Raw genomic sequence first — 20,711 nt, forward strand, 5'->3', positions numbered from 1 at the left:
TAACACACTTCCCAGACCTGATGTTTGCCCAGGGATCCCCCAGCCATCAAGTGGGATTTGGCGGATTTTGCGCCTTTCTTGATCCGGATTGAAGAGTAAGTGGGCTCGCCTTCACCCAAAAGATAGGTCTGTGTTGGCTGCAGTCGGTGTTGCCGGAAAAAGGCAGAGAGGTTGGAAGATCAGCAGCCTATTTTCTGCAGGGCTTTTTCCACCTGTACTACATGGCGGTTCAGTCCCAAGTTTTCCGCCGGGATCCCCAGGGCCAGGCCCACCAATTGTGGCAAATGCAGGATCGGGATCCCCAGCTTGCGCCCGATCACCTCTTCCACCTCCGGCTGCCGAGAGTCCAAGTTGAGGTGACACAGGGGACAGGGGGTAACCAAACAATCGGCTCCCGCCTCTATTGCCTCTACGAGATGCCGGCCTGCCATCGAGAAAGACTGCTGCGGGGCGTAGCTGGAAATGGGCCAACCGCAACACTGGGTGCGCCCGCGATACCAAACGGGGGTGGCCCCCAAACGCTCGAAGAGATCCTCCATCAAATGGGGATCCCGCGCCACATCAAAGCGGGAGATGTCGTAGGCCCGCAACAGATAACACCCGTAGAAGGCAGCGCAGCGCAGTCCCAGGAGAGGCCGTTTGACCTGTTGGGCCAATCGCTCCAGGCCGTAGTCATGAACCAGCACCCACAGCAAATGGCGCACATCGCCTGTGCCCTGGTAGCAGCTCTCACAGCCCCCTTTCTGGCACAGGGCTTGCACCTGGTGAAAGTACTCTGGATTCGCGGTTTTCGCAGCTTTTAACTTTTCATTCACGCGGCCCAACACCCCCTGACAGGTGCTGCAGTGGGTGAGCATCGGCAACCCCAGCGCCTCGGCCAAAGCCAGGTTGCGGGCATTTACCGTATCTTCCAGCAGCTCCGATTCTTCTTTGAAGGTGCCCGAACCACAGCAAGAAGCAGCCTCCAGCTCCACCAGTTCAATGCCCAGATGCCGCGCAATCTGGTCGGTGGAGTCATACAGCTCACGACAGGCCCCCTGGGCCACACAGCCGGGGTAGTAGGCGTAGCGCAAAGGTGAAGGAACAACCGCGGTCATGAGAAGACGTGAGAAGAAGAAGAGAATTGGGTTTGCGATCTCAACGGTAATAACAATCCATGGATCCATTGCCCACACAGCAGAGCACTGGCCTGCCTGCAGAGCGGGAACCCAGAGCCTAAGATCCTACACCCATGCGCTGCCACAGCACATCCGTTGCTGCCCAGGACAGGGAGTTTGTCAAAGCTTCCCTATTTATCTTATCTGCCCCTATTTTGAAACCATTCGGAGCCGATACCCTATTTTTCTCCCTGCCTAGTGCCTCCCTAGCCGATGTCGGGTAGATTTGGCGGTAGCCATCGCTGAGGAATCGGTCAACGCCTTATGAACAGCCCGATCCAGGATCGCGATTTCCCCTTTTCACCCCGCTCTAAGCAGGGCAGTCTGGGTTGGAGCCTTCCTCTAAAAGGTTGGGGATTTGGCTTGTTTTTCGGATCCCTAGTTTGGGCAGGATGGGCAAGTCAACTCCAACTGTGGGCCCAGCCGGTCGAACAGCAACCTCAGGAAGAAGTCCTTGTGCCGGGGCGCAATCTCGATCCTGGGGCGCAAATCCGGGTGCGTAACGAGCTGGTCAAGATCTGTGGGGACTATCGTTGCGAAGGCTATCGCTTTTCGGTACGGGTACCGATCAGCCCTGAAGACACCCTGGAAACTCTGCTGGGGCGGCTGGATACGGAGATGCTGCGGGAGGTGGATCGGGTGTTTCAAACTCGGCCCGATCTGAATCGGGTCATTGTCGATGGCTACGTCTTTTCGGGTACTCCCGCTTTTGTCAGCCGGGAAGTGCTGCTGCAAACAATGTTTGTGCCCCGTCACCGTTGGGAAGTGGGGCGCTTTGGGCCAGAGCAAGATGCGATTTTCTATGCCGAGCTGTTGGGACAGGTGACGCCCTTTCTAACTCCATCCCCAACCCCCACGCCTACACCTGGGCCTGTGCCTGGAGAAGGTGTGCCCCCTCTGCCCCCGCCTCCTGGGGAAACTCCTCCCATAGAGGCAACACCTACTCCTCAAGAAACCCCAGCCCCTCCGCCTCCGCCCCAAGGGGATGTGATCCAGCGGCAGCCGATTCAGCCCTGATGGGTTTGTTGGGTAGCTGAGTCTGGGTTGTGAAGGATCCCTCGTTATAGTCATTTCAAACCAGATTGAGATACTCCCCAAGCGCTCCGCGCCGCTGCCCTTACCCCCAGTTTCTCTCTGGGAGAGGGAGTTAGGAATCGACATAACGAACCGTTTCACTGCTGTTTGAAATAACTAACTATAATTTGTGACCAGGCCGGTACCCTCCCAGTTGTCGCGGGGTTGAGTCCTGAGCCGAGGTGATCTAGGCTTCAAAAGTGGAGGGATCCCTCTAATCATTGCTTGACTGGTGTGTGGCGGCATGGCAGGACACAGCAAGTGGGCCAACATTAAACGGCAAAAGGCCCGTGTAGATGCCAAAAAGGGCAGCCTCTTTACCAAACTCTCGCGGGCCATCATCGTGGCAGCTCGCAACGGCTTGCCAGATCCGGATGGGAATTTTCAGTTGCGGGCGGCAGTGGAGAAAGCCAAAGCAGCGGGGATGCCCAGCGAAAACATTGAACGAGCCATTGCCAAGGGAGCCGGCAACTGGAGCGACGACAGCCCCCTGGAAGAAGTTCGCTACGAGGGCTACGGCCCCGGTGGGGTGGCTGTGTTGATCGAGGCCATGACCGACAACCGCAACCGCACGGCTGCCGAGGTGCGAGAAGCCTTCAGCAAAACCGGCGGCAGCTTGGGAGAAGCCGGCTGCGTGAGCTGGCTGTTCCGGCAAAAAGGGGTGATCAGCCTGGAGGAGGTGTTGGATCCCGAAGCCCTGTTGCTGGCGGTGGCGGAAGCGGGAGGAGACGACTTCAAGGTGGAAGGCACAGGAGCAGAGGTGTACTGCGACTACTCTTTGCTGGAGCAGGTGGCCACCTACCTGAAAAAAGAGGGCTACCCAGTGCAAGATGCGGCCATCCGCTGGATCCCATCCACTGAGGTGCATGTGGAGGATCCCGATACGGCCAAGTCAGTGCTTGCCCTGATGGAGCGTCTCGACAACCTAGACGATGTGCAGAATGTCTACGCCAATTTCGAGATCGACGAGGCGGTGATGGAAAGCCTGGCCTGAGAACAGGCTGCCATCATCTTCCGAGAAAGGGAAACCTTCAACAGAAGCATCCGTCAGCGGAGCTTAACGGCGGTGCCGGTGGCGGTAACGAGGATCATTGTCGTGCTCATGTTGGTATGAATGCTAACGCCTAGGATGCCATTTGCTCCCAAACGTTTGGCTCGCTGCTCCAACTCTTCCAAAACCTTTTTCTGGGCATTCTCGAAAACTTCTTCATAGGTTCTTGTGCGTCCCCCGATGATGTTGCGGAGGGTAGCAAGGAAGTCCCGTAGAACATTGGTGCCATAAACTACCTCGGCGGTAACAATGCCCAAGTAACGCTCAACCTCTCTACCTTGGAGCACGTCTGTAGTGGTCAGCAACATCAGCTTGCTTCCTGGGTCAACACCCACCAAGATAGTCGGGATCCTCAACCTTTGGAATCGGGTTCTTGCCCTGTGTTTTCAGCAGAGTGGCGATATGTCGAAGGGCGACCAATCCCTACAGATAACCGTTCCACAACGCATAGTCATTTATCTCACCGTTGAGGTGAAACAAACGACCGGTTGCTTCCTGCTAAGGCCTCCGGCCCGCTAGCGCGATCAGTTGAAATAGATGGTAATAAAAACCACGACTGCTATCAGCCCTTGCCGCGTGGTAGGGCGCTCAAGGGGATCCCTGGCCAAGACCGGCGGCTGATACAATAGCTGCCCAGGGATCCAAACCAAAGATCTCTAGATCTCTGCTTCTCCAACAGGATTTCCCCACAAGCCCGATGGCAGGCCCGATCCGAGTGGTGGGTAGCTTGAACATGGATTTGGTGGTGCAGGTGCCCCATCATCCCGGCCCTGGGGAAACGGTGCTGGGATCCGGCTACGCCACCTACCCTGGCGGCAAAGGAGCCAATCAAGCGGTGGCAGCGGCGCGGGCGGGAGCCCAGGTGGAAATGTGGGGAGCGGTGGGATCCGATGAGTTTGGGCGTCTGCTCCAAGAGAACCTGGAGCACAACGGCGTGGATACCCGCCACCTGAGGCAGTTGGAGGGGCCCAGCGGCCTAGCTTTGATCACAGTGGATCCCGGCGGGCAAAACAGAATTGTGGTCAGCCCTGGGGCCAATGGTCGCTATATGCCGGAGCATTTGCCTCCCTTTACCCCGGCGGCCCTGCTCCTGCTGCAACTGGAAATCCCCCTGCCCACCGTGCAAGCTGCAGCAGAACAAGCCTTTGCCCAAGGGATCCCGATTTTGCTCAATCCCGCCCCCATCGCGCCATTGCCGGGATCCCTGTTGCGCCAGGTTCGCTACTTGGTGCTCAACGAAACCGAAGCGGCTGCCCTTGCCCAATCCCCTGTGGAGACGCCGGAACAAGCCCAAAAGGTGGCTCAAGAACTGCAGAAACACGGGATCCCAGCCGTTATCCTTACCTTGGGAGGGGCAGGGCTGGTCTGGGCAGATGGGGAAGAAAGTGGCCATTGGCCAGCTCATCCTGTGGAAGTGGTGGATACCACCGCTGCCGGAGATGGGTTTTGTGGGGCCTTAGCTGCTTGTTTGGCTGCCGGGGGATCCCTGAGGGAAGCCCTGCGTTTTGCCAATGCCGCCGCTGCTTTGGCCGTAACCCGTGCGGGAGCCCAACCTAGCTTGCCCCAGCGCTCTGAGATTGAGGCATTTTTGGCCTCTGCCGTAGAAACAGTTTAGACTGCCGCTTGTCAAAAGTTTTCGACGTCTGCGGTGGAGAAGTTCATTGGCCGTTTGCGTGAGCGCTATGGGGAAACCGCAACCTCCACAGGACAGAGCGGGACGAACTCCTTTTCCTGAGCCGCTACTCATCGCCGGTGGAGGGGATCCCTTGCTCCATTGAGTACTGCTCAATAGTGCCTTGTCTTCCCTTGTGGGTGTCTTTAGAGTTAGGTAATGAAAAGAAAGTATTCGGTAATTCTGATAAAGGCCCGTGAGTACCCTCCTTGCTGAAGATGACGCTCTTTACCGTCAGCATGTCCATAGCCTACTGACGCAACACTTGCCTGAGTTCGGCCCGGTGTATATAGCCTCGAATGGTAGAGAGGCGTTGGAACTTTACCGTCAGCACCACCCCAACTTTGTGTTGATGGACATTCGCATGCCCGAGATGGCCGGGATCGAGGTAGCACGACAGGTTTGGTCAGAGTGCCCCAGCACGCGCATCATTTTTTGGTCGCATTTTGCCGATGAAGTCTATGTGCGGGAACTGCACAAGATCGTGCCTCCGCAAACCGTCTATGGCTACCTTTTGAAAAATTGCACCGATGAAAAATTGGTCAGCGCCATCCAAGCGGTGGTGCAGGATGAGCAATGCGTGATCGACCGAGAGGTGCGCGGAGTCGATTCCCGTTCACAAAACAAAATTACCGGTCTCAGCGATGCCGAGTACGAAGTGCTGATCGACATTGCCCTCGGCCTCACCGACCAAGCCATTGCTGCACGGCGCTTTTTGTCCCGCCGAGGGGTAACCAACCGTCTGCGCAACCTCTACGACAAGTTAGAAGTCAGCAACGACCAAATTGAGAGCGACGAGTGGGGAACCACCTTCAGCTTGCGGGCGCGAGCCATCCGTCTTGCCTTCAAACGGGGGTTGATTAACGCCCAACTGCTGGACGAGGAGGAAGTGCATTTGGATCACTGGCTCAGCCGCTACCGACTGGATCCGCTGGACTAGAGAGGGGGTGTTCGAGCCGTCATCGCTCTTGGCAAGCACTTGTAGTCAATTCCCTTGCCAACGACCAAGGAGACTTGGGCTCAATGGCTGGCCACCCCGCCAAAGAACTGGGATCAAAGCTCCCTCGTACCGCTATGGAGAAGCAAGCCGGCAGTGTGGGGGGTCGCTAGCGGAAAATCATCTCGGCAACCGCCTCAAAGCCGGCATCCAACAGCCGATCCAAGACCGACTGGGCCTGGCTGCGACTGTCGTACAGGCCCGCCTGCAACACTGTTCTGCCGTTGAAAACCGTTTCCACCGCCTCGGGGATGAGCTGCCGCAATCGGTTCAAGTCATCGCTGCTCTTGGGGGTCACCAACACGCGAAATTGGGTTGCCGAGCCCACAGCAGCCACAGGGGGGGCAACTGGAGTTGTAGTGGGAGCAGAGGGAGTGGCCGGGATCCCTGCCGATGAGCGACGGGCCGGCGGAGGCAGGAGGGTGGTGATATCCGTGAGGGGAGCCGACGGTGGCCTGGGAACAGGGTCAGCCGGCTGGGCAGGTGTGGTAGAGCCATCGGGGGTGAAGGGGACAGCCACAAACTGCTCCCCCGGAGGTTGGGGCTGGGGAGTTGCCTGAGGGCTGGAGGGATCTGGCAAGATGCGCCCTCCGGATCCTTGGGGCGGAGAGGGGGGAACCGGGGCAGTAGACTGGGGCACCGTTAAAACCGGCAAGGTGGAGGGGGTCTCAGCCGCTGGCCGGGGATCCCTGGGAGTAGCCGGCTGGGCCGGAGCGCTGGGCAGAGCCAAAGTGCCAGGAGCAATGGGGCGGGGAGCGCTGTCGGGAAGGGCGGCAACGGTGGTTTGACCGGACAGATCCAGATCCCCTTTGACCTGGCCCCGCAGTTGGTTGCCGTTGGCATTGAGGCGCAGGCCGCGGGTGGCGTTGTTGATATCGTATTGGCCGTTGCCCTCAAAGATGTTGTTGCCGGGATCCGTGGCCGTGCCCAGATCCGGCTGGGCGTTGGTGATGGCAGTGAGGCCGGTCTCCAAGTTCTGGGCGATGAGATTGTTGCGCAGGATGGGCCTGGAGCTGCCCCCGACAACCACGCCGGTACGGTTCTGCAGGATGCGGTTGTTGCGCACAATAGGCGCCGAGCGCTGGTCGATGGTGATGCCAAAGCCGGTCTCCTGGAACAGGTTATTGATGATGGTGGGCTGGGAGGTGCCCAAGACGGAAATGCCGTTGGCCCCGTTTTTATAGAAGCGGTTGCCCTCCACCCAGGGATTGGAAGCGCCGGCAATGAAGATCCCATCGTGGATGCTGCCCACAAAGCTGTTGTTGAGAATGCGCGGGGAGGCCGATTCGACCCAGAGGGCATAGCCGCGCCGCCCCTGGTTGCGCAGGGTAATTCCTCGCACTTCTGCGCTGGTCTCTGCCAGCAGAGCAACATTTTGTCGGCCTAGGGTCGGGCTCATGTAGGTACCGCCGCCGGTGATGAGATAGCCCTCTCCCAAGGTGGACTCGTCCCCACGTAAGGTGAGGCCCGCTTTCAGGCGAATGGGGAAGGTTTCGCCGCTCTCCTCGCTATACACCCCAGGAAAAAGCTGAATGACGCTGCCAGCTTGAGCCCGCTGAATGGCATAAGTAATCGTCTTGAAGGGGTTATTGCGGGATCCATCCCCACGGGTATCGCTGCCGTTGGCTGCATCCACGAAAATGGCCGGGCGATTGTCCGGGAGCGGGGGAGCTTGAGGCAGGGTCTGCTCGCCGGTAATACCAGTGTCCAGGGAAGTTTGCGCCCAGCCAGGATCCAACTTTGCTGTCAGCAGTAAGGTGGTGCCAAGCATCAGAGAGGTTGCCAGCCGCGTCAGCATTGCAGAACGATGGCGCTGCGCCCGCAGGCCGGGCAGGACTGCTGTAGATTGGTGTTCGCCGGATTTCTGCAGACCAATAGGCAGTAAGGACAATAAGGAAGAGATCATGGTGGTTATCCTCACACCAGGCTGGGCTAGAGAAGAAAGGCCGAGGTTATCCTACCAAACTGAGTAGGCGGGATCCTGCCCTATCCGCCAACTCCAAATACGGACTAACGCAGGCTTTTTTTGCAAGTCTAACACTAGCCCTAGAGTAACCTCCCTGCTTGCGCCATGACCTACAAAACCCTTGTCCCCGAACATCTGCCCCAAGAGCCGTCGCTGCTTGAATCCGAGATCCTGCTGTCTCCGGTCTCACCGTGGCAACCCCTGATTCATCTGCTGCTGTTGGGGATCCCGGCCTTCTTGCTGCTCTTGGGAAAGCTGATGGCTCAGCCGGTCTTGAGCTGGGGGGCGGTGCTGGCTTGGCTGGGCCTGGCGGGCTGGTGGGGGCGACCGCTTTGGGCTCAGATCGGACGCCGTCTTTGGCAGTGGCTGACCACCTGGCCTCAATTGGCCTGGGCGGGAGTGGCCCTCAGCTTGGCCGTGATGGGAGGGGTTGCTGGGAGCGGGGTGTTTTCCGCTTTGGGATCCCTGAGTTGGGAGGCGATTGGGGCTTTGGGAGAAGTGTTTGGGGCCACAGGCCAGATCTTGATCGCCATCCTGGCCGCCTACATCGCCTGGCGGCAGTACATCATCTCCCGCGATCTCACCATTCAGCAGAATATCATCACCCAGCAGCAGACCATCGACGCCTACTTTGAAGGCATTTCCAACCTGGTCTTGTCTCCCGATGGGCAGTTGGACGATTGGCCCCTGGAGCGGGCCATTGCTGCCGGGCGCACGGCTGCTCTGTTGAATGGGGTGGATCGCTTCGGCAAAGCCAAGATCCTGCGCTTTCTCTCCACTGCCAATCTGCTCAGCCCTCTGCGGCGAGACGAACACCTGGGCCGACCTATCCTGGATGGCAAGGGGGGCTACCAGCGGGATCGCCTGCACGGGATCCGGGTGGTCAGCCTGGGCACGATGCTGGAGGGAGCCGACCTGCATGGCACCCTGTTGCGAGCGGTGGATTTCAGCGAAGCCAGCCTGGAGCGGGCCAACCTGAGCGGCTGCGATCTCAGCCACACCAATCTGTGCGGAGCTAACTTGCGGAATGCCGACCTGCGCGGGGCCGATCTCTACCGCGCTTTGCTGTTTGTGGGATCCCCTCAGACAGCTTCCCCCGCTCAGCTGGGGCAAAAGCCGGATTTTAAGACCGGAGCCTACACCGGAGCTATCGTGGCAGGAGCAGATTTCCGCCAGGCTCGCCGCCTTTCCCCCGAACAACGGGCCTACCTGGTCACCTGGGGTGCCAAGCTGGATCCCGAGTCCGAACCTCCCCTCAACTCTCCTCAGCCGCGTTTGGATCCTGCCGACAAAACGGAGTCGTTTCCCCCCCCTGCTTCCCCAAGCCCTTGAGCGAGAATGCATTGATAAGCCTGGTTCAGGGCTTTTGCTGCCGATTTTTCGGCCATTGCAACCCGTCTCTTCCATGGGGATGAGGGCGATCCCTTTCAATTCTCAAACATGGCACGGTTGCTCACCAAGTTCTGGCTGCTGGAGCGCTATCTGTTTGGGGAGATGCTCACCCCGGTGCTGGCCGGTATTGCGGGGGGAACCCTGCTGCTGCTGGTGGGCCGACTGTTTACCCTGGCCGAGCGGCTGGTCGAGGGATCCGTCCCGCCTCTAACGGTGTTGCGTCTTTTGGTTTTGGATCTGCCGGAGATGGTGGTGCTGGGCATGCCCATTGCCGCCTTCTTTGCCACCATGCTCACCTTGGGCAAGCTGAGCGGCAACAGTGAGATCACCGCTATGCGGGCAGCCGGGATCCCGTTTAGCCGGATTTTCCGGCCCCTGCTGCTGGTGGGGTTGGCCATGAGCTTGAGCGCTTTTTTCATTAGCAACGTGCTGCTGCCAGCCAGTAAACAGCAAATCCGCCAGATCGATCAGCAAGCTTTGCTGGCCCAGGCCACCACCCCGGTGCAATACGATGTCTTTTTCAAAACCGAAGACAACCTCTGGTTCTTCATCCGCCAAGTGGATCCCCGGTTAAATACGATGCAAGATGTTACGATTTTGCGGGTGGATCCCTTGCCGGGGGGCAAATACCAGTTGGCGGAAGTGACCTTGGCCGCTCAGGCAGTGTGGAACGGACTGGAGTGGAGCCTCAGCGAAGGGGCAACCCACCTTTACGGCCCCACGGGTCTCAGCATTGCCGAGCAAACGTTTCATCGCAAGCCGCTGCAAGTTTCCCAGGATCTGGCTACCCTAATGCAGCCGCCGGTTCCCCCCAGCGAGTTGAGCTTACCGGAGCTGGCAGAGCGGATTTCCCGTTTGGCCCGCTCCAATCTCAATACTCAGGCTCTGCGCACCGAGTTCCACATGCGCTTCTCCCTGCCCTTGGCCAGCTTTTTTGCCGTGCTGATTTCGCTCCCCCTGGGATCCACCACCGCGCGGCGGGTGGGACGCTACGGGGGCGTCGTCTTCGGGATCCTGTTGGTGTTTGGCTACTACGTGGTGCTCAGCGTGTCTCGCAGCCTGGGAGAAGCCGGCGCCCTTCCCCCTTGGGCGGCAGCCTGGAGCTTCAACATCTTGTTCGGCGGCATCGGACTGGTGCTGCTGGCCCGTTTCCTGCGCTAGGGATCCACCCTAGAATCCGCCAGTCTCAGTTCTCAAGGATGTCTCGAAGAAGGCAGGGATCAACTTTCCTTTCTCTCTCCTCTCGCCTCGCGTAGCTCAGGTTTCCGTCCCCTTGCGGGGAAAAGGTAGGGATCAACGCCTTTTTTATTTTAGAAGGCAGGTTTTGTCATTCACGTTTCCGTCCCCTTGCGGGGAAAAGGTAGGGATCAACGTGTTCTTTCTCTACCCGAAAGGGAGGTAGTTATGCAGTTTCCGTCCCCTTGCGGGGAAAAGGTAGGGATCAACGTAGCGCTGGGGATGTAGCATCGGCTGTACGTAAGTACTTGCCGTTTCCGTCCCCTTGCGGGGAAAAGGTAGGGATCAACGCCAAATACCGCTACAGTCGTGAAACCGATAGCCGTATGTTTCCGTCCCCTTGCGGGGAAAAGGTAGGGATCAACGTTTTGGTTACTTCTCGGTAGATTAGCGGCATCTTAGCCAGTGTTTCCGTCCCCTTGCGGGGAAAAGGTAGGGATCAACATCATCCACGGTTTGGTAACAAACCTGTTGGACCAAGCGTGTTTCCGTCCCCTTGCGGGGAAAAGGTAGGGATCAACCCATTTCAAAGCCTGCTGAACCAAAACCGGTACCTGAGTTTCCGTCCCCTTGCGGGGAAAAGGTAGGGATCAACCGAGCCACCCAAGTTGGTGGTTAAGCAGATTAACGGGTTTCCGTCCCCTTGCGGGGAAAAGGTAGGGATCAACTTCTTGCAAGACTCCAAGTGTGAGCATCTGCGTACTATGTTTCCGTCCCCTTGCGGGGAAAAGGTAGGGATCAACGAGGAAGACATCTTCGAGGGGGTTCCGTGTCCACAGTTTCCGTCCCCTTGCGGGGAAAAGGTAGGGATCAACGCAAATCTTGAAAGCGGAGCGTTGCGCCTACATCCGGTTTCCGTCCCCTTGCGGGGAAAAGGTAGGGATCAACGCGTTTTCAAAACCTGGTCCCAGTAACATCGAAGCCTTCGGATGGTTTCCGTCCCCTTGCGGGGAAAAGGTAGGGATCAACTTGCGTACTCTGGGAATCAAATAACTCTCTCCCCCAGTTTCCGTCCCCTTGCGGGGAAAAGGTAGGGATCAACGATTTGAGTGACCCCGAATTGGCTGCAAAGCTTACGGTTTCCGTCCCCTTGCGGGGAAAAGGTAGGGATCAACAAACAGGCTTGGGTCAGAATGACCCGCCGGTGCCCGTTTCCGTCCCCTTGCGGGGAAAAGGTAGGGATCAACAGCAACTCCAGCAAACCGAACAATCGTAAACCGAAGGTGTCGTTTCCGTCCCCTTGCGGGGAAAAGGTAGGGATCAACGTACACTTCGCACCCCCATTACTACGTGATGGGAGCGTTTCCGTCCCCTTGCGGGGAAAAGGTAGGGATCAACGCGGGCCTTGTCATTGGGATAGGAAAACTTGTCCCACGTTTCCGTCCCCTTGCGGGGAAAAGGTAGGGATCAACGCGGGTCTGCATGATGGGGTGGGCCGTCGAAGCTGCGCGTTTCCGTCCCCTTGCGGGGAAAAGGTAGGGATCAACGCAGCGAAAGAGCGGATCCGTAAGGCGAAAGCCCGCGGATGTTTCCGTCCCCTTGCGGGGAAAAGGTAGGGATCAACTTGGGGGAGGTTAGATGTCACACGTTAGGTAAAAGCTCGTTTCCGTCCCCTTGCGGGGAAAAGGTAGGGATCAACTCGTTTGTTGGACAGATTACTATTAAGCTAATCAGCAGTTTCCGTCCCCTTGCGGGGAAAAGGTAGGGATCAACAACTTTCAACAACAGCGTTGGGTTAGAATGACCCGGCGTTTCCGTCCCCTTGCGGGGAAAAGGTAGGGATCAACACCATACCCAAAACCACCCCCTCCACAAGGGTGGTTTTTCTATCTGTTTCCGTCCCCTTGCGGGGAAAAGGTAGGGATCAACCCAGGTATACCCGGGGTAGTATTGGTACCTAATGATGTTTCCGTCCCCTTGCGGGGAAAAGGTAGGGATCAACCTCATGTGAGCCCCTCGGTCGCCCAATTCTGGCCACGTTTCCGTCCCCTTGCGGGGAAAAGGTAGGGATCAACATTTTGAGTAGGCAGGTTTGTCGTTCACCTGCCTTAGTTTCCGTCCCCTTGCGGGGAAAAGGTAGGGATCAACTGGCGTTCTGCTTGTCGCTCTGCGCGTAGCCACGCGACGTTTCCGTCCCCTTGCGGGGAAAAGGTAGGGATCAACCCTACCCCCGGAAAAGCTTGAATCCATGCAGTTTTCAAGGTGCGTTCGCGAGGGAGTACGGAGACTTCGTGACATAGATATTAACATTGCTCTTGGGGATAAGCGCAAGCAAGAAAATTGGGCTTTCTGAGGCTGTTATGTCTTGTTTTCGTGCCAATCATGGCAAGAGATCTAGGTTTGCCCTTGAAATCTTGAGCTAACAAAATTAGCCTGGCGATTGCTTGCCCCGACAGATCGCGCACAAAACTTTACAATTTTCGCTCTCCTGCTCAGGCCAGGGATCCCATCGGGGAGAGAGTCTGTCTAGACTGGAAAGCAGCCCTACGGGGATCCCTATGCGAATTGGCGTGCCCAAAGAGATCAAAGAGCAAGAGTTCCGTGTCGGGCTGACACCGGCGGCGGTGCGGGCCTTAACCGAACAGGGGCATCAGGTGTGGGTGGAGACCCAAGCGGGCCAGGGGGCGGGCTTCACGGATGAGGACTACCAAAAAGCGGGGGCCAAGCTGGCTGTCACTCCTGAGGAGATCTACCGGCAGGAGCTGGTGGTGAAGGTAAAGGAGCCCTTGCCTGCCGAGTATTCTCTGCTCCATCCCGACCTCATCCTGTTTACCTATTTGCACTTGGCCGCCAGCCGCGAGCTGACCCAGGCGCTGTTGCAATCGGGGGCCACCTGCCTTGCCTATGAAACGGTGGAATTGGCAGATGGATCCCTGCCCTTGTTGATGCCCATGAGCATGATTGCCGGGCGGCTCTCGGTGCAGTTTGGCGCCCATTACCTCACCCGACAACAGGGGGGGCGAGGCGTGTTGCTGGGTGGGATCCCAGGGGTATCGCCGGGACGGGTGGTGATCTTGGGCGGAGGCACGGTGGGCACCGAGGCGGCCAAAATGGCCGTAGGCTTGGGGGCGCGGGTGCAGATTTTGGACATCAACCTGCAGCGGCTGAACGAGCTGGAGCTGCTCTTTGGATCCCGTGTGGAGCTGCTCTACAGCACGGCCCAAAGCGTGGAAGAGTGTGTTCGCGAGGCCGACCTGCTGGTGGGGGCAGTGTTGGTGCCGGGAAGGCGGGCGCCGGTCTTGGTGGGAGAAGAGCTGGTGGCCCAAATGCGTCCTCGCTCCCTCATTGTGGATGTGGCGGTGGATCAGGGGGGGTGCATTGCTACCACACGGGTTACCACCCATGCCCAGCCGGTTTACGAAGCCTACGGGGTGCTACACTACGGCGTTCCCAACATGCCGGGGGCTGTCCCCTGGACTTCGACCCAAGCGCTGGTCAACGCCACTCTCCCCTACATTCTCAAGCTGGCCAACCTTGGCCTGGCCGCTGCTTTGGAACAAGACTCGGCCTTGGCCAAAGGGCTCAACATCAGGGCAGGAAAGATCGTCCACCCGGCAGTGCGGGCCACTTTTCCAGATTTGGGCTAGCTTGTTCAGGCATCGGTGGGATCCCCTGGAGCAGATGCTACTGTCGCCAGGACAGGACATAGCGCTCCAAAGCCGCAAAAAAGGTGTAGAGCAAAATGCCCATAATGCCGAGGGCAACCAAACCCGCAAAGGCCAAAGGCACATCAAAAGAAGAGCTGGCCGACACGATCAGGTAGCCCAGCCCCTGGTTGGAAGCCACCGTCTCCGAGATCACCGAGCCGACAAAAGCAAAGGAGATGGCCACCTTCAACGAGGCAAACAGGTAGGGCATGCTGTGGGGTAGCCCCACCTTGGTGAAGATCTCCCAAGAGCTGGCCCCCAACGAGCGCAGCACATCCCGCATTTCGGCTTCCACCGTCTCCAGCCCCACCGCCACATTGACCGCAATGGGGAAAAAAGCCAGCAAAAAGGCCGTGATCACCGCCGGGATCGTGCCCAAGCCAAACCAAATCGCCAGCAGTGGCACCAAAGCCACCTTTGGGATGGTGTTAAACCCCACCAGCAGCGGGTACAAACACAGATGGGCCAGGCGAGAGCTGCCGATGATCGCTCCAAGCACTATCCCCCCCACCAAAGCCAGCACAAAGGCCAGCAGCGTCGAAGTGAGGGTGGTTAGGGAGTGGCGCATAATCACCGGGCTCCATTGGTTCATGGCTGCCAGGATCTCGGTGGGCGCCGGCAGAATGAAGCGAGGAACATTGAACAGCCCCACCCCCACCTGCCAGAGCACAATGGTCAAAACGATGGTGGCAGCAGGTAAAACAACAGAAGCCGCTTTGGTCTGCAAAAATCGGTCAAATGATTTTTTCATCGGGATCCCTCGGCAGAGTTGGGCAGTAGTCTATCCAGGCTTGACTAGGCCAATGGCTGTTTAGCCTAATAGCTGCGCCGAATGTGCTTGCGCACTTCCGAGACCAAGTGGTGAAACTCGTCCGTCAGGCAGATCTCCAGCGGGCGTGGACGGGGCAGATCCACTTTGAGGGAAAAGATGATCTCGCTCGGTCGTGGCCCCATCACATAAATGGTATCGGAGAGGAAAACTGCTTCCCGCAAGTCGTGGGTGATCAGAATAGCAGTGCAGCCGGTGCGCATCCACAGCCGTTGCAACATTTCCCACATATCCTCGCGGGTAAAGGCATCCAGAGCAGCAAAAGGTTCGTCCAACAGCAGCAGCTCCGGCTGATGGATCAAAGCGCGGCACAAGGAAGCCCGCTGCCGCATTCCCCCGGAAAGCTGCCAAGGATAGGCTTTCTGAAAACCCTCCAAGCCCACGGTGGCCAGCAGCTCCAGCGCCGACTTTTCATGCTGGGCCAGGTTTTGCTTGAAGGTACGCTTGTAAGGCTCCACCACCTCCAACGGCAGCAACACGTTCTGTAAGGTCGTGCGCCAGGGTAGCAGCACCGGGTTTTGGAAAGCCATGCCCACACTCTTCAGGGGGCCGGTGATGGGCTGCGACTGGAAGTAGAGGGTGCCGCTGTAGTTGGTGTTCAGGCCGGAGACCATCTTCAGCAGCGAGGTTTTGCCACAGCCGCTCGGCCCAACAATGGAGACAAACTCCGAGTGGGCAACAGAAAAGCTGACGTCGCGGATGATCGTGACTGGGGATCCCTTGGTGGGGTACTGCAGCGAGACGTGGCGCAACTCCAGAACGGGCTTGCCCGAAACAGCGGGGGAAGATAACCCACTTTGAACCACCCTCTGCGACTCCAACATTGACTCAACTCCAATGATTTTCATAGTGGCCCAAGTGAGGGCTGATCCCCCTGATCCAGACAGACGATGGCGGGAGCAATGAGGGTTGCAGGCCGGTTTATCTCGATTGGTATGGCCAACCCCATCCCCACTACATCAGAGAGAGGGGCAGCCAGCTGTGTTGCCAGATACTTTGTGGGCCGGTGACGTCCCCCCATTTTCCGCTTCAGGAGATGTGGGATCCCCGAGGGCCCGGTCATCGAAGACAGTGACTGTCTATCAAGTAAAGCCCCGCCTACTGATGTTCGAAGACGTTACTGAAGCCCAACAGATCCAGCTCTACCAAAGTAGGCAAATGTTGGAAACACTGCTGCGCCAACTCCCAGCGTTCTTCCCGCCGTAACATCTCCGCCAACTTGTGGCGCACCGGGATCAAATAGCGAACATCGTTGGCGGCATATTCCAGCTGTTCGGCGGATAGCGCGTGGACGGCCCCCCAGTCGGAGCTTTGGGCAGCTTTGTTGAGTTCGACCCCGCACAGCTCGCTCACCACATCTTTGAGGCTGTGTTTGCTGGTGTAGGTGCGGGCCAGTTTGCTGGCAATTTTGGTGCAAAAGACGGGCCACGCCCGGATCCCCAGGTGATAGCGCAGCATCGCCAGGTCAAAGCGGGCGTAGTGGAAAATCTTTTCAATGTTGGGATCCGTCAGCAGCCCCGCCAGAAGGGGGGCCTGCTTTACCCCGCGGCTCAGCCGCAACAGCACCACCTCACCGGCGGAGTTGGCGATTTGCACCACGCAAAGCCTGTCCCGCTGCGGGATCAACCCCATCGTCTCCGTATCCACGGCCAAGTGGGGTTCCCCGGCCAGGGCCTTTGCCACTGCAGGGGTGAGATCTTCGTCACAGAGCTGAAAAGGTTGCAGGCCCACTCAGGATCTCTCAAAAGGGTGTTTTGGCTGCATAACCAAGCAGCGAAGGCCAGGCAACTACCAGCTAGACTTGACCACACCTGGCAATAAGCCTCTGTGGGCCATTTCCCGCAGGCTGTTGCGGCACAGGCCGAAATCGCGGAAGTAACCCCGGGGACGCCCGGTTTTCCAGCAGCGGTTGCGCAGGCGTGTGGGCGAGCTGGCCCGAGGGAGTTTTTGCAGTTGGGCGTGCAGCTCCATGCGGGTGGCCTGGTCGATGTTGGGATCGGCCATGGCCGCTTTCAGTTGTTGGCGCTTCTCCCGATACTTCTCGACCAAGCGTTGGCGCTTTTTCTCCCGCTCGATCATGCTCTTTTTAGCCACGGCTCACTGCTTCCCCAGATTTTTCAGCTTTACTAGAATAACGGGGAGCAGCGGCCCCAAGCAAGGGGATCCCAGGCCCGCCCACGGCCATCCTCGCCAATGTTCATCCCTCTTTTCCGCTCTCCGTGGGATCCCTGAAGTCAGCCCTTCGGCTTCGGGGCAATCTACTTTTATAGGCGAGGTTGGTGTTGGGTGATGGCCATTTCCAAAGTGATCTCGTTTATCGCCGCCAAGTTTAGGGTTTCCCCAGAGCAGATTGAGGCCACGCGCGTGATTCTCCACAAGCCGCCGGCTCTGTTGGCAGTGCTGAAGTCGGCCTCTCCACTGCCCAAAGAGGTTTTGCAGGATCCCAGTTTGGCCTATATCTATCCTGCCGCCTTCATTCAATGGTCGAAGTGCATGCATGGCTTGGCGGATTGGGACACTGGGCCGGCACTGAGCTACGCCGATTATGTGGCGCAACTGAAGCTGGCCTTCATGCCGACGGATATTGCCCTGAGCGGCCATTAGGGATCCCTTGGGTTGGCCATCCCATTTCGGAAGATGCGCCGGGAAGCCTCGCGGACAAACTCTTTGAGCCAACCGGATTTTTGGGTATTTTGCACCTGGGCTTTGACCACCGCCTGCATCCCCCCTTCGCCCCAGCTTTGGTTGTGCTGGAAATACTCAATGAAGCTCTTGCCGGCAATGCGGGTGAGATAGCCAGCACTGGCTGCCTGAATGGGGGCTGTCGCCAGAAAACCGACGACGCTTACCTCGGCAACGGTGGCCAAGATCCCCGTGGTCAGTTGGATCGCCCCTTCCACCAAGCCCAAGCCCGCTAGGGTTTTGGCCAGAGACAAGGCCAGCTCCCGCCCCTGCTGCAGGTTCATTTTGCAGCCGTAAAGGGATCCCAGTTCCACCACCATCTGGGCGTTGATGGCGGCAATGGCCAGCAGATCCACCGCCGGGATGGGGTTGGCGAACACCACTCCTGTAACAATCCACTGAAAGCGATCGATCACCTCCTCCGCCTGCCGGCGCAGTTGGGCTTGGAGAATCCGTTTGGCCTCTTCCCCCAACTGTTGCGATTGCAGCAGGGCATTGTCCAAGGCCAGGGATCCCCCCTCGGCATAGAGCACCGCCTGCACGCGATCCCGCACCGCCGCCACCTCCGGCTCCGGTCGCCAGGTTTGGGATCCCACCCGCACAGGGGCTGGAGCAGCGGCAGCTATCAACACATCCTGAGGTGGAATCAGGGGGTAGACCCGCTCCCGCAGGCGTTGCAAGAGGATCTGTCGTTCTTCTGAGGTGTAGCGATCCGCTTTGTTCAGGATCAGCAAGGCCCGCTTGCCCAGGGCGATCAACCGGCGCAAGGGATCCACCTCTGACTGGCGCAGATCCCCATCCACCACCACCAGCAGCAGATCGGCAGCTTGGGCTTGGGCTTGCGCCTCCTGTTCCCGCATCACCCCTGCCGGGCCGATCTCCAAAATGCCGGGGCAATCCAGGATCTGCACCGGCTGCGGGATCCCAGGCAAGTTCCAATCGTAACAAGCCACCGCCTGGGTGGTGCCCAGAGTGGCCCCCACCGCCCCCGCCCGCCGCCCCAGCAGCGCGTTGACCAAAGAAGTCTTGCCCGCCGACCCAGTGCCGAAGACCACCACCTTCAGCTGGGGCTGGGCCAACTGTTGGGCCAGCAGAGCCGACCGCTCCGCCAGCGCTGCCCGCGCCACTTCATCCTGGATTTGCGCTAGCTGCGCCTCCAGTTGAGCCAAGTTCTGTTGCGCCGCTTTCCGCTTGTCCAAGGCCGTCTCCGGCAAGGCAAGGGGTTGGGTAATTTCCCTCCTGCTGGGGGCGGGTTGGCGAAACAGAAACAAGTAGTAGATGGCAGCGGCCAAAAACACCAGCAGCAGCAGCAGCAGCACCCCAATCAACAGCCCCCCCAAAATCGGGTGGTAGCGGGTGGCGTAGTACAGATCGAGAAACGATTGGATCAGCCAGACGATCAGCCCGGTGAACGAGGCCAACAGCGCCAACAGCAGCAGCAAGCGCAGGTAAGGGAGCGACCGCATAGGGATCCAACAAGGCCACAACCGTTCGCGTCAGCGGGACGGAGTCCTTTTGACTCTACCCGCGGCTGAGCATATCCGGCTACCTAGATGTCGCCTTCTGGCTGCAGGGGCAGGGCTTCTCTATCCGACTCTTCCTTTTCACACCGAGATTCCCCCTCGATGACCTGAATGGCCTGCGGATCCCCGTCAACTTTCACTTGCAGATGGCGCAACTGCCATGCCGAGCCGGCCATGCCCCGCTCCGATTCCACCACCACATCGCCGGTGCGCTGGGCCCCTGTAATCAAAAAGAACAGACACACCCAACCGGCTTCCTCATCTTCCTGAAAACGCAGCCGCGAGGGCCATCCCGGCCTCAGGGGCTCTCCCAAACGTTCCACCACCACGGCATTTTGTTCGAGCTGCTCCACCGCCAACTGGTAGGTGCGATAGGCTCCTGAGGCACGGATCCCATTCCAGACTAGGATCCCTGCCCCCGCCAGCCCCAGGCCCAACACCGCCAGCAGGCCCAAACAGCCGCAGCCACAGCAGCCCAGAGGGACAGCACAGCCGACTTTTTGTGGAGTTTCTGACACAGCCCATTGCCACCCTAAAATGCCCCCACCCTAACACAAGGCTGTTGCTCATCCTCTATGCCTGCGTTGCCGACAAGGTACAGACAAAAAGCCAAGCAACCCTACGCCATTTGTCGGTGACGAACATCGCTTCTCAGTTCCGTATTGCCACAGATATCTGTTACGGCCTCAAGCAACAGCTCGAAAAATCATGGGATCAGCACCTCTTTGGCCAGTTCAAGCAACTCACTGTTGAGTCTAATTTTGTACTGCGGTGAGGATGGGATCCCTACGTATCCAATTGTTGGCTCTGCTCCCACTTCGATTAGAAAGGCTTGTGACACAAAGATTTCAAGCTTTTCGCCTACACGGAATCCGGATGGCTCAGAAGGTCAATAGGTATCTGGAAAGCCCTATTTCCGAGCACCGAGAAAGAAGACAAAGTGCGCGCATACCGAATCCGCTATTTGGCGGAGTCAATATCAGAGGGATTTGTCGAGAATAAGAGCAGCAAAAGGTCTCCATCCAATCGCCTAAACCTATGGATGAAGCGACAACCATAACCGTGCAGCAGATCATTCAAACCGCCATGATGACCGGTTTGCTCACCGCTGCTCAGGAACACGAACTTAACGTAAGGCTATTTCGAGAGGAGTGCTCCGAAGCCGACCTCTTCCTGCTGCGCCGTCTACACCGCTGCCTACGCCAGGGATCCATCCGCCAGATCCCGGCCCTGAACAACACTGTAGCGGTTGGCCGCTTTGGCCCGCCCCTGCGCCTGGTACCGGACAGAGCCGAGACAACTCAGTCTCAGCCGACTGGGTTAAGCCTGGCGAGGGATCCCAAGATCGGGTAGTCAAGCAATTACAAGCAATTAGTGACGAGGGGGCAGAGGTAAGGCCGAGGGTTGGGCAACGGTCAAATCAGGGAAAGGGGGAGCTGAGGTTTTGCTTTCCCCGTCGTGCAGCAACACATATAAAGCAAACAC

18 protein-coding genes and 1 CRISPR repeat array are annotated in these 20,711 nt (G+C 58.3%); of the genes, 9 read left to right on the forward strand and 9 right to left on the reverse strand.

Features of this window, described 5'->3' with window-relative positions; genetic code table 11:
• Nucleotides 1-179: 179 nt before the first annotated feature.
• Nucleotides 180-1,097: a CoB--CoM heterodisulfide reductase iron-sulfur subunit B family protein gene (locus ACVWY8_RS02375; RefSeq protein WP_457391971.1), complete on the reverse strand. Its 918-nt coding sequence runs from the start codon at nt 1,095-1,097 to the stop codon at nt 180-182.
• A gap of 324 nt (nt 1,098-1,421) precedes the next feature.
• On the opposite strand from ACVWY8_RS02375, the gene ACVWY8_RS02380 reads away from it, so the two are divergent.
• Both ACVWY8_RS02380 and ACVWY8_RS02385 read left to right on the forward strand, forming a co-directional pair.
• Nucleotides 1,422-2,174, forward strand: a complete 753-nt coding sequence (locus ACVWY8_RS02380; protein WP_414350784.1) for a hypothetical protein — start codon at nt 1,422-1,424, stop codon at nt 2,172-2,174.
• Nucleotides 2,175-2,475: 301 nt separating this feature from the next.
• Nucleotides 2,476-3,225, forward strand: coding sequence for a YebC/PmpR family DNA-binding transcriptional regulator (locus ACVWY8_RS02385; protein WP_011432973.1), 750 nt, complete (start codon nt 2,476-2,478; stop codon nt 3,223-3,225).
• Nucleotides 3,226-3,278: 53 nt separating this feature from the next.
• Here the strand turns inward: ACVWY8_RS02385 and ACVWY8_RS02390 are convergent, their stop codons facing one another.
• Nucleotides 3,279-3,590: a YbjQ family protein gene (locus ACVWY8_RS02390; RefSeq protein WP_414388900.1), complete on the reverse strand. Its 312-nt coding sequence runs from the start codon at nt 3,588-3,590 to the stop codon at nt 3,279-3,281.
• A 389-nt stretch (nt 3,591-3,979) separates the two neighbouring features.
• On the opposite strand from ACVWY8_RS02390, the gene rbsK reads away from it, so the two are divergent.
• On the forward strand, nt 3,980-4,897 hold the full coding sequence (rbsK, locus tag ACVWY8_RS02395) for a ribokinase (RefSeq protein WP_457391968.1): 918 nt from the start codon (nt 3,980-3,982) through the stop codon (nt 4,895-4,897).
• 253 nt (nt 4,898-5,150) lie between these two features.
• The gene (locus ACVWY8_RS02400) at nt 5,151-5,894 is read left to right on the forward strand and encodes a response regulator (RefSeq protein ID WP_457391965.1); all 744 of its coding nucleotides are present in this window, start codon (nt 5,151-5,153) and stop codon (nt 5,892-5,894) included.
• Nucleotides 5,895-6,060: 166 nt separating this feature from the next.
• Here ACVWY8_RS02400 and ACVWY8_RS02405 read toward each other — a convergent pair whose 3' ends face one another.
• Nucleotides 6,061-7,857 carry a DUF1565 domain-containing protein gene (locus ACVWY8_RS02405; RefSeq protein ID WP_457391962.1) on the reverse strand — a complete coding sequence of 599 codons (1,797 nt, stop codon included), beginning with the start codon at nt 7,855-7,857 and terminating at the stop codon, nt 6,061-6,063.
• Nucleotides 7,858-8,022: 165 nt separating this feature from the next.
• Between ACVWY8_RS02405 and ACVWY8_RS02410 the strand changes: the two genes are divergently transcribed.
• From ACVWY8_RS02410 to ald, 3 genes are all read left to right on the forward strand, one after another.
• Complete coding sequence (locus ACVWY8_RS02410) at nt 8,023-9,249, forward strand: pentapeptide repeat-containing protein (protein WP_457391960.1); 1,227 nt, start codon at nt 8,023-8,025, stop codon at nt 9,247-9,249.
• A gap of 108 nt (nt 9,250-9,357) precedes the next feature.
• Entirely contained in the window at nt 9,358-10,470 is a 1,113-nt protein-coding gene (locus ACVWY8_RS02415; protein WP_457391958.1) for an LptF/LptG family permease, read from the forward strand.
• A gap of 100 nt (nt 10,471-10,570) precedes the next feature.
• Nucleotides 10,571-12,708: direct repeats of the CRISPR family, unit length 37 nt; unit sequence GTTTCCGTCCCCTTGCGGGGAAAAGGTAGGGATCAAC.
• A gap of 335 nt (nt 12,709-13,043) precedes the next feature.
• Nucleotides 13,044-14,132 (forward strand): alanine dehydrogenase, encoded by a 1,089-nt coding sequence (gene ald, locus ACVWY8_RS02420; protein WP_457391955.1) that lies wholly within the window; start codon nt 13,044-13,046, stop codon nt 14,130-14,132.
• 37 nt (nt 14,133-14,169) lie between these two features.
• On the opposite strand, the gene ACVWY8_RS02425 is transcribed toward ald, so the two are convergent.
• The 4 genes from ACVWY8_RS02425 to rpsN all read right to left on the reverse strand — a co-directional run bounded on the left by ACVWY8_RS02425 (nt 14,170) and on the right by rpsN (nt 17,115).
• Entirely contained in the window at nt 14,170-14,943 is a 774-nt protein-coding gene (locus tag ACVWY8_RS02425) for an ABC transporter permease (protein ID WP_414409221.1), read from the reverse strand.
• Nucleotides 14,944-15,008: 65 nt separating this feature from the next.
• Nucleotides 15,009-15,845 (reverse strand): ABC transporter ATP-binding protein, encoded by an 837-nt coding sequence (locus ACVWY8_RS02430; protein ID WP_414426232.1) that lies wholly within the window; start codon nt 15,843-15,845, stop codon nt 15,009-15,011.
• 274 nt (nt 15,846-16,119) lie between these two features.
• Entirely contained in the window at nt 16,120-16,752 is a 633-nt protein-coding gene (locus ACVWY8_RS02435) for a ribonuclease D (protein ID WP_457391953.1), read from the reverse strand.
• A 57-nt stretch (nt 16,753-16,809) separates the two neighbouring features.
• Nucleotides 16,810-17,115 (reverse strand): 30S ribosomal protein S14, encoded by a 306-nt coding sequence (rpsN, locus tag ACVWY8_RS02440; protein WP_011432985.1) that lies wholly within the window; start codon nt 17,113-17,115, stop codon nt 16,810-16,812.
• 195 nt (nt 17,116-17,310) lie between these two features.
• On the opposite strand from rpsN, the gene ACVWY8_RS02445 reads away from it, so the two are divergent.
• Nucleotides 17,311-17,625: a hypothetical protein gene (locus tag ACVWY8_RS02445; protein ID WP_414424618.1), complete on the forward strand. Its 315-nt coding sequence runs from the start codon at nt 17,311-17,313 to the stop codon at nt 17,623-17,625.
• On the opposite strand, the gene ACVWY8_RS02450 is transcribed toward ACVWY8_RS02445, so the two are convergent.
• Entirely contained in the window at nt 17,622-19,169 is a 1,548-nt protein-coding gene (locus tag ACVWY8_RS02450) for a YcjF family protein (protein ID WP_457391950.1), read from the reverse strand. The two genes, ACVWY8_RS02445 and ACVWY8_RS02450, sit on opposite strands and share 4 nt — an antisense overlap.
• Before the next feature lie 83 nt (nt 19,170-19,252).
• Nucleotides 19,253-19,744, reverse strand: coding sequence for a cytochrome c oxidase assembly factor Coa1 family protein (locus tag ACVWY8_RS02455; protein WP_457391947.1), 492 nt, complete (start codon nt 19,742-19,744; stop codon nt 19,253-19,255).
• A gap of 520 nt (nt 19,745-20,264) precedes the next feature.
• On the opposite strand from ACVWY8_RS02455, the gene ACVWY8_RS02460 reads away from it, so the two are divergent.
• A complete protein-coding gene (locus ACVWY8_RS02460; protein ID WP_011432990.1) occupies nt 20,265-20,579 on the forward strand; it encodes a hypothetical protein in 315 nt (104 codons plus the stop codon).
• Nucleotides 20,580-20,711: the final 132 nt, after the last annotated feature.

The sequence above is a fragment of the Thermostichus sp. OS-CIW-32 genome (assembly GCF_054060415.1).

What these genes read in the sequence shown, in the direction of transcription:
- ACVWY8_RS02375 (WP_457391971.1), bottom strand. Translation starts at nt 1,097, where the DNA reads ATGACCGCGGTTGTTCCTTCACCTTTGCGCTACGCCTACTACCCCGGC.
- ACVWY8_RS02380 (WP_414350784.1), top strand. Translation starts at nt 1,422, where the DNA reads ATGAACAGCCCGATCCAGGATCGCGATTTCCCCTTTTCACCCCGCTCT.
- ACVWY8_RS02385 (WP_011432973.1), top strand. Translation starts at nt 2,476, where the DNA reads ATGGCAGGACACAGCAAGTGGGCCAACATTAAACGGCAAAAGGCCCGT.
- ACVWY8_RS02390 (WP_414388900.1), bottom strand. Translation starts at nt 3,590, where the DNA reads ATGTTGCTGACCACTACAGACGTGCTCCAAGGTAGAGAGGTTGAGCGT.
- rbsK (WP_457391968.1), top strand. Translation starts at nt 3,980, where the DNA reads ATGGCAGGCCCGATCCGAGTGGTGGGTAGCTTGAACATGGATTTGGTG.
- ACVWY8_RS02405 (WP_457391962.1), bottom strand. Translation starts at nt 7,857, where the DNA reads ATGATCTCTTCCTTATTGTCCTTACTGCCTATTGGTCTGCAGAAATCC.
- ACVWY8_RS02410 (WP_457391960.1), top strand. Translation starts at nt 8,023, where the DNA reads ATGACCTACAAAACCCTTGTCCCCGAACATCTGCCCCAAGAGCCGTCG.
- ACVWY8_RS02415 (WP_457391958.1), top strand. Translation starts at nt 9,358, where the DNA reads ATGGCACGGTTGCTCACCAAGTTCTGGCTGCTGGAGCGCTATCTGTTT.
- ald (WP_457391955.1), top strand. Translation starts at nt 13,044, where the DNA reads ATGCGAATTGGCGTGCCCAAAGAGATCAAAGAGCAAGAGTTCCGTGTC.
- ACVWY8_RS02425 (WP_414409221.1), bottom strand. Translation starts at nt 14,943, where the DNA reads ATGAAAAAATCATTTGACCGATTTTTGCAGACCAAAGCGGCTTCTGTT.
- ACVWY8_RS02430 (WP_414426232.1), bottom strand. Translation starts at nt 15,845, where the DNA reads ATGTTGGAGTCGCAGAGGGTGGTTCAAAGTGGGTTATCTTCCCCCGCT.
- ACVWY8_RS02445 (WP_414424618.1), top strand. Translation starts at nt 17,311, where the DNA reads ATGGCCATTTCCAAAGTGATCTCGTTTATCGCCGCCAAGTTTAGGGTT.
- ACVWY8_RS02450 (WP_457391950.1), bottom strand. Translation starts at nt 19,169, where the DNA reads ATGCGGTCGCTCCCTTACCTGCGCTTGCTGCTGCTGTTGGCGCTGTTG.
- ACVWY8_RS02460 (WP_011432990.1), top strand. Translation starts at nt 20,265, where the DNA reads ATGGATGAAGCGACAACCATAACCGTGCAGCAGATCATTCAAACCGCC.